A 4,685-nucleotide genomic window follows, 5' to 3' on the forward strand; every position below is an offset into this window, starting at 1 on the left:
GCCGCGGGGGAATGGCGGGGGGAGGTGCGGTGTTCTCCGGAGGAGCCCTTCCCGTACCTGCCTTCGAGGAGCGTCATGCCGGACACGTCCACCGCCCCCACTCCCGTCGACTTCTGGTTCGACCCGCTGTGCCCCTGGGCCTGGATGACCTCCCGCTGGGTCCTGGAGGTGGAGAAGGTGCGGGACATCAAGGTCCACTGGCACCTGATGAGCCTCGCGGTGCTCAACGAGGACCGGCTCGACGAGCTGCCCGAGGAGTACCGCGAGCTGCTCGAGACCAAGGCGTGGGGCCCCGTCCGCGTCGTCATCGCGGCCCAGGAGGAGCACGGCGCCGAGGTGCTCGGCGACCTCTACACCGCGCTCGGCACCCGCATCCACAACCAGGACGAGGGACCGGGCAAGGAGACCGTCGCCGCTGCCCTGAAGGAGGTCGGCCTGCCCGACTCCCTCATGGAGCACTGGGACGCCACCCCGTACGAGCCCCAGCTGCGCGCCTCGCACCAGGAGGGCATCGACAAGGTCGGCCAGGACGTCGGCACCCCGGTCATCGCCGTGCCGGGCACCGACGGCGAGCAGATCGCCTTCTTCGGCCCGGTCGTCACCCCCGCCCCCAAGGGCGAGGAGGCCGCCCGCCTCTGGGACGGCACCCTCGCCGTGGCCTCCGTCCCCGGCTTCTACGAGCTCAAGCGCTCGCGCACGAAGGGCCCGGACTTCAGCAACCTGTGACGAGGCCGCCCGGGACGGCTCGCACGGGGAGGGACCGCTCCGGGAGGCGCCACCCGGGACGGATCACTCGGGGACGGGCACGCGGACGGCCTTGGGGAACGGCTTCATGACGAACCCCGTGCGCAGGTTGCGGCACCGCCTGCCGGTGTCCGCGTCCAGCACGTTCTCGCAGAGCCAGAACTCGTTCACGCCGGTGCGGCCCAATCGTTCCTTGAGCCAGTCCTGCTCGGTCCTGGTCAGTTGACGGTGCTGCTGCTCCGCGTCGCACGTCCAGCAGGGCAGCGTCATGGTCCTGGGTGTCGTCATGGGACAATCTCACCCGGAATGCCCGATACCGGAAGCCCCCGCGAGTCCTGTCCTCGCGGGGGCTTCCTTTTTTCCGCCTGCCGGGTGAACGGTGAGAAGACGATCACGGGGCAGGGCGTTCCCGGGCGGCCCTCAGGGGGCGAGCAGGAGCACGTCGGCGCGGGACCTGGCGGCCTCGTGGCGCTTCGCCACGTCCTGCCAGTTCACGACGGCCCACATGGCGTCGATGAAGTCGACCTTCTGGTTCCTGTACTGCAGGTAAAAGGCGTGCTCCCAGGCGTCGAAGACCAGGATCGGCACCGAGCCCTGGCCGACGTTGCCCTGGTGGTCGTAGACCTGCTCGACGATCAGGCGCCCGCTCAGCGGCTCGTAGGCCAGGACTCCCCAGCCGGAACCCTGGGTGGTCGCGGCGGCCTTGGTGAGCTGCGCCTTGAAGCCGGCGAAGGAGCCGAAGGACTCCGCGATGGCGTCGGCCAGCTCGCCCACGCCGTCCTTCTCCAGCGGCTCGCCGCCGCCGTCGCCGGTCATGTTGTGCCAGTAGATCGAGTGCAGGATGTGCCCGGAGAGGTGGAACGCCAGGTTCTTCTCCAGGCCGTTGACCGAGCCCCACGACTCCTTGTCCCGCACCTCGGCGAGCTGCTCCAGCGTGTCGTTGGCGCCCTTCACGTAGGCCGCGTGGTGCTTGTCGTGGTGCAGCTCGATGATCTCGGGACTGATCACCGGCGCGAGCGCGGCGTAGTCGTAGGGCAGGTCGGGCAGCGTGTAGACGGGCATGGGTCCCCTTCGAACCGCTTATTGCAATGAACTTGCAACTGCACGCTAGCAGCAGAAAGGCTCTCCGCGCGCCCGGTGCGCACGGACGGCACGCACGAGGGCCCCCGCGCGGACTCGGTCGTCCGGGCGGGGGCCCTCGGTGCGGGGAGCGGAAGAGGAGAAGGGGGAGGGGTCAGTCCCCGGTGCGGGTGCGCGCCCCGGACCGCTGCCAGACGTAGCCGGCGGCTCCCAGGGCCAGCGTCATGGCGCCCGTCGAGTACAGCTGCACGCGCGTGCCGGGCTCCCGGGCCATCAGGACGAAGACGGCGGCCATCCCGGCCAGTGCGATCCACGTCAGCACCGGGAACGCCCACATCCGCACGACCAGTTTCTCCGGGGCCTCGCGCTCCAGGACGCGGCGCAGCCGCAGCTGCGAGACGGCGATGAAGACCCAGACGACCAGGATCACCGCGCCGATCATGTTGAGCAGCCAGGAGAAGACGTCGTCGGGCCGCCAGTAGCTCAGCAGCACGCACAGGAACCCGAAGACCGACGAGGCCAGCACGGCGACCCGCGGCACCCCGGCCGACACCCGGCCCAGCACCTTCGGGCCCTGCCCGCGCCGCACCAGGGAGTAGCCGATGCGCGAGGCACCGTAGATGTTGGCGTTCATTGCGGACAGCAGCGCCACCAGCACCACGACGTTCATCAGCTGCCCGGCGCCCGGAATGCCCAGGCGCTCCAGGGCGGCGACGTAGGGGCCCTGCTCGACGACCGCCGGCGAGTCCCACGGGACCAGGGTGACGACGACCGCCATCGAGCCGATGTAGAACAGCGCGATCCGCCACATCGCCGTACGGACGGCGCTCGCGACGCCCTTGACCGGGTCCTCCGACTCCGCCGCCGCGATCGTGACCGTCTCCAGGCCGCCGTAGGCGAAGACGGAGGCCAGCAGGCCGATCACCAGGCCCTCGCCGCCGTTGGGGAGCAGCGGGGTGAGGTTCGAGGCGCCGGGGGAGTCGGTGCCGGGCAGCACGCCCGCGACGGCCAGCACGCCGAGTACTAGGAACAGCGAGATCGCACCGACCTTCAGCGCGGCGAACCAGAACTCGAACTCGCCGAACTTCTTCACGGCGGCGAGGTTCGCGGCGCAGAACATCACCATGAACAGCGCCACCCACGCCCACTCGGGCGTGCCCGGGAGCCAGCCGGTGACGATCTTCGCGGCGCCGATGGCCTCCAGGCCGACCGCCGTGCACAGCAGCACCCAGAACGCCCAGCCCGAGGCGAAGCCCGCCCAGGGCCCGATCGCCCGCTCCGCGTGCGCCGAGAACGAACCGGACGACGGATAGGCGGCCGACATCTCGCCGAGCATCCGCATCACCAGCATGACCAGCAGGCCGGAGAGGGCGTAGGCGAGGACGATCGACGGTCCCGCGGCGGCGATGCCCGCGCCGGAGCCGACGAACAGACCGGCCCCGATCACCCCGCCCAGGGCGATCATCGACAGGTGGCGCTGCTTCAGGCCCTGGGAGAGCGGGACTCCGTCCCGGAGGGGAGCGCCGTCGCCGGGCGGGACGGAGTCCTGGTGCCGCGGTGGTCTCCCGGGGGTCCCGGCCGCCTCGGGCGTCTCGGTCGTCTCGGGGGAGGGGCGGGGCACGGACACGGTTCGTCCAATACGGAAGACGGTGAGAACCGCACCAGTCTGGGCAGCCCCCTCCGTCTTCCGGAGGGGCCGCCCAGCATGTGGACACGTGTCATGCGGAGGGTGATGCTCCGGTCACCTGTCCGTCATCCGTGGGCCGCCTGTACGCCACCCGTCCGTCACGCGGCGGCCGCGGGGAGCCGGCCGCCTCCGCCCCCGGCGCGTCGGCTCACGGCACGCCCCCGAACCCGCGCGGCGCGGCTCCTCGGCCGATCGCTTTGGCGAGACCCTACAGGCGCCTTCGGAGCGGTACGTGTAGGAGGGACCACGTCACCGCAGTGACCGGCGTCACGCCGCGCCCCGGTTGGCGGCCGTTCTTTGTCCGGAGCCCACCACGGGCGCGCCGGAGCCTTTGTCGAGCGCTGACGGTGATCGGCACGAGGGCGCTGGGATAGCGTCGCCGTGTCCCGAACCGCCCTCACCCCCGCGGAGTACCCATGAGCACCGCAGCCGCCACGTCCGCTCTGCACCAGCAGGGCGGCGCCCGAGCCGGTCTGGTCCTCGCCGACCTCGTCCCGGCGTCCCGCGTACGGGACGTGGCCCTCGTGGCCGGAGGTGCCGTGCTCACCGGCATCGCCGCCCAGCTCGCCGTCCCCGTCCCGGGCTCCCCGGTCCCGGTGACCGGCCAGACCTTCGCCGCGCTGCTCGTCGGCACCGCCCTCGGCGCCCGGCGCGGCCTGCTCGCCCTCGCGCTGTACGCGATGGCGGGCGCCGCCGGCGTGCCGTGGTTCGCCGAGGGTGGTTCCGGCATCGGGATGCCGTCGTTCGGCTACGTCCTGGGCATGCTGCTGGCCGCGGTCGTCGTGGGCTCCCTCGCCCGCCGCGGTGCCGACCGCTCCGTCTGGCGCACGGCGGGCACCATGCTGCTCGGCTCGGCGGTCATCTACGCCGTCGGCGTGCCCTACCTGGCGCTGGCCACCGGCATGTCCGCCTCCGCCGCGATCGCGGCCGGCCTCACCCCGTTCCTCATCGGCGACGCCCTGAAGGCGGCCCTGGCCATGGGCCTCCTGCCCACCGCCTGGCGGTTCGTCAACAAGCGCTGACCACCGGGCCCCTTCGCGCCGGTACGTGACGGAGGAAGGAGGCCGGCCGGACGCCGTACGCGCGCCCGGCCGGCCTCCTTCCGTCGTTCCCGGGACCGCCCGGCCTCCCGGGACCGCCCGGCCGCCTTCCCGCCGGGAGGCCGGGCGGTCCC

At 72.2% G+C, this 4,685-nt stretch carries 5 protein-coding genes; 2 read left to right on the forward strand and 3 right to left on the reverse strand.

The features are described 5' to 3' along the window. The first annotated feature begins 75 nt into the window (after positions 1-75). Positions 76-726, forward strand: coding sequence for a mycothiol-dependent nitroreductase Rv2466c family protein (locus AOK18_RS27365; RefSeq protein WP_055574312.1), 651 nt, complete (start codon positions 76-78; stop codon positions 724-726). A gap of 63 nt (positions 727-789) precedes the next feature. Here AOK18_RS27365 and AOK18_RS27370 read toward each other — a convergent pair whose 3' ends face one another. From AOK18_RS27370 to AOK18_RS27380, 3 genes are all read right to left on the reverse strand, one after another. After that, positions 790-1,032: a hypothetical protein gene (locus AOK18_RS27370; protein ID WP_055574311.1), complete on the reverse strand. Its 243-nt coding sequence runs from the start codon at positions 1,030-1,032 to the stop codon at positions 790-792. A 132-nt stretch (positions 1,033-1,164) separates the two neighbouring features. Further along, positions 1,165-1,806, reverse strand: a complete 642-nt coding sequence (locus AOK18_RS27375) for a superoxide dismutase (RefSeq protein WP_055696070.1) — start codon at positions 1,804-1,806, stop codon at positions 1,165-1,167. Between the two features lie 172 nt (positions 1,807-1,978). After that, positions 1,979-3,310, reverse strand: coding sequence for an amino acid permease (locus tag AOK18_RS27380; RefSeq protein ID WP_055574313.1), 1,332 nt, complete (start codon positions 3,308-3,310; stop codon positions 1,979-1,981). A 617-nt stretch (positions 3,311-3,927) separates the two neighbouring features. Here AOK18_RS27380 and AOK18_RS27385 point away from each other — a divergent pair. Continuing rightward, positions 3,928-4,533, forward strand: coding sequence for a biotin transporter BioY (locus tag AOK18_RS27385; RefSeq protein WP_055696071.1), 606 nt, complete (start codon positions 3,928-3,930; stop codon positions 4,531-4,533). Positions 4,534-4,685 lie beyond the last annotated feature (152 nt).

The organism is Streptomyces prasinopilosus (assembly GCF_001419695.1).
GTDB classification, from domain to species: Bacteria; Actinomycetota; Actinomycetes; order Streptomycetales; family Streptomycetaceae; genus Streptomyces; species Streptomyces prasinopilosus.

Coding starts and splice junctions, on each gene's coding strand:
- AOK18_RS27370 (WP_055574311.1), bottom strand. CDS start 1,032: ATGACGACACCCAGGACCATGACGCTGCCCTGCTGGACGTGCGACGCG.
- AOK18_RS27365 (WP_055574312.1), top strand. CDS start 76: ATGCCGGACACGTCCACCGCCCCCACTCCCGTCGACTTCTGGTTCGAC.
- AOK18_RS27385 (WP_055696071.1), top strand. CDS start 3,928: ATGAGCACCGCAGCCGCCACGTCCGCTCTGCACCAGCAGGGCGGCGCC.
- AOK18_RS27375 (WP_055696070.1), bottom strand. CDS start 1,806: ATGCCCGTCTACACGCTGCCCGACCTGCCCTACGACTACGCCGCGCTC.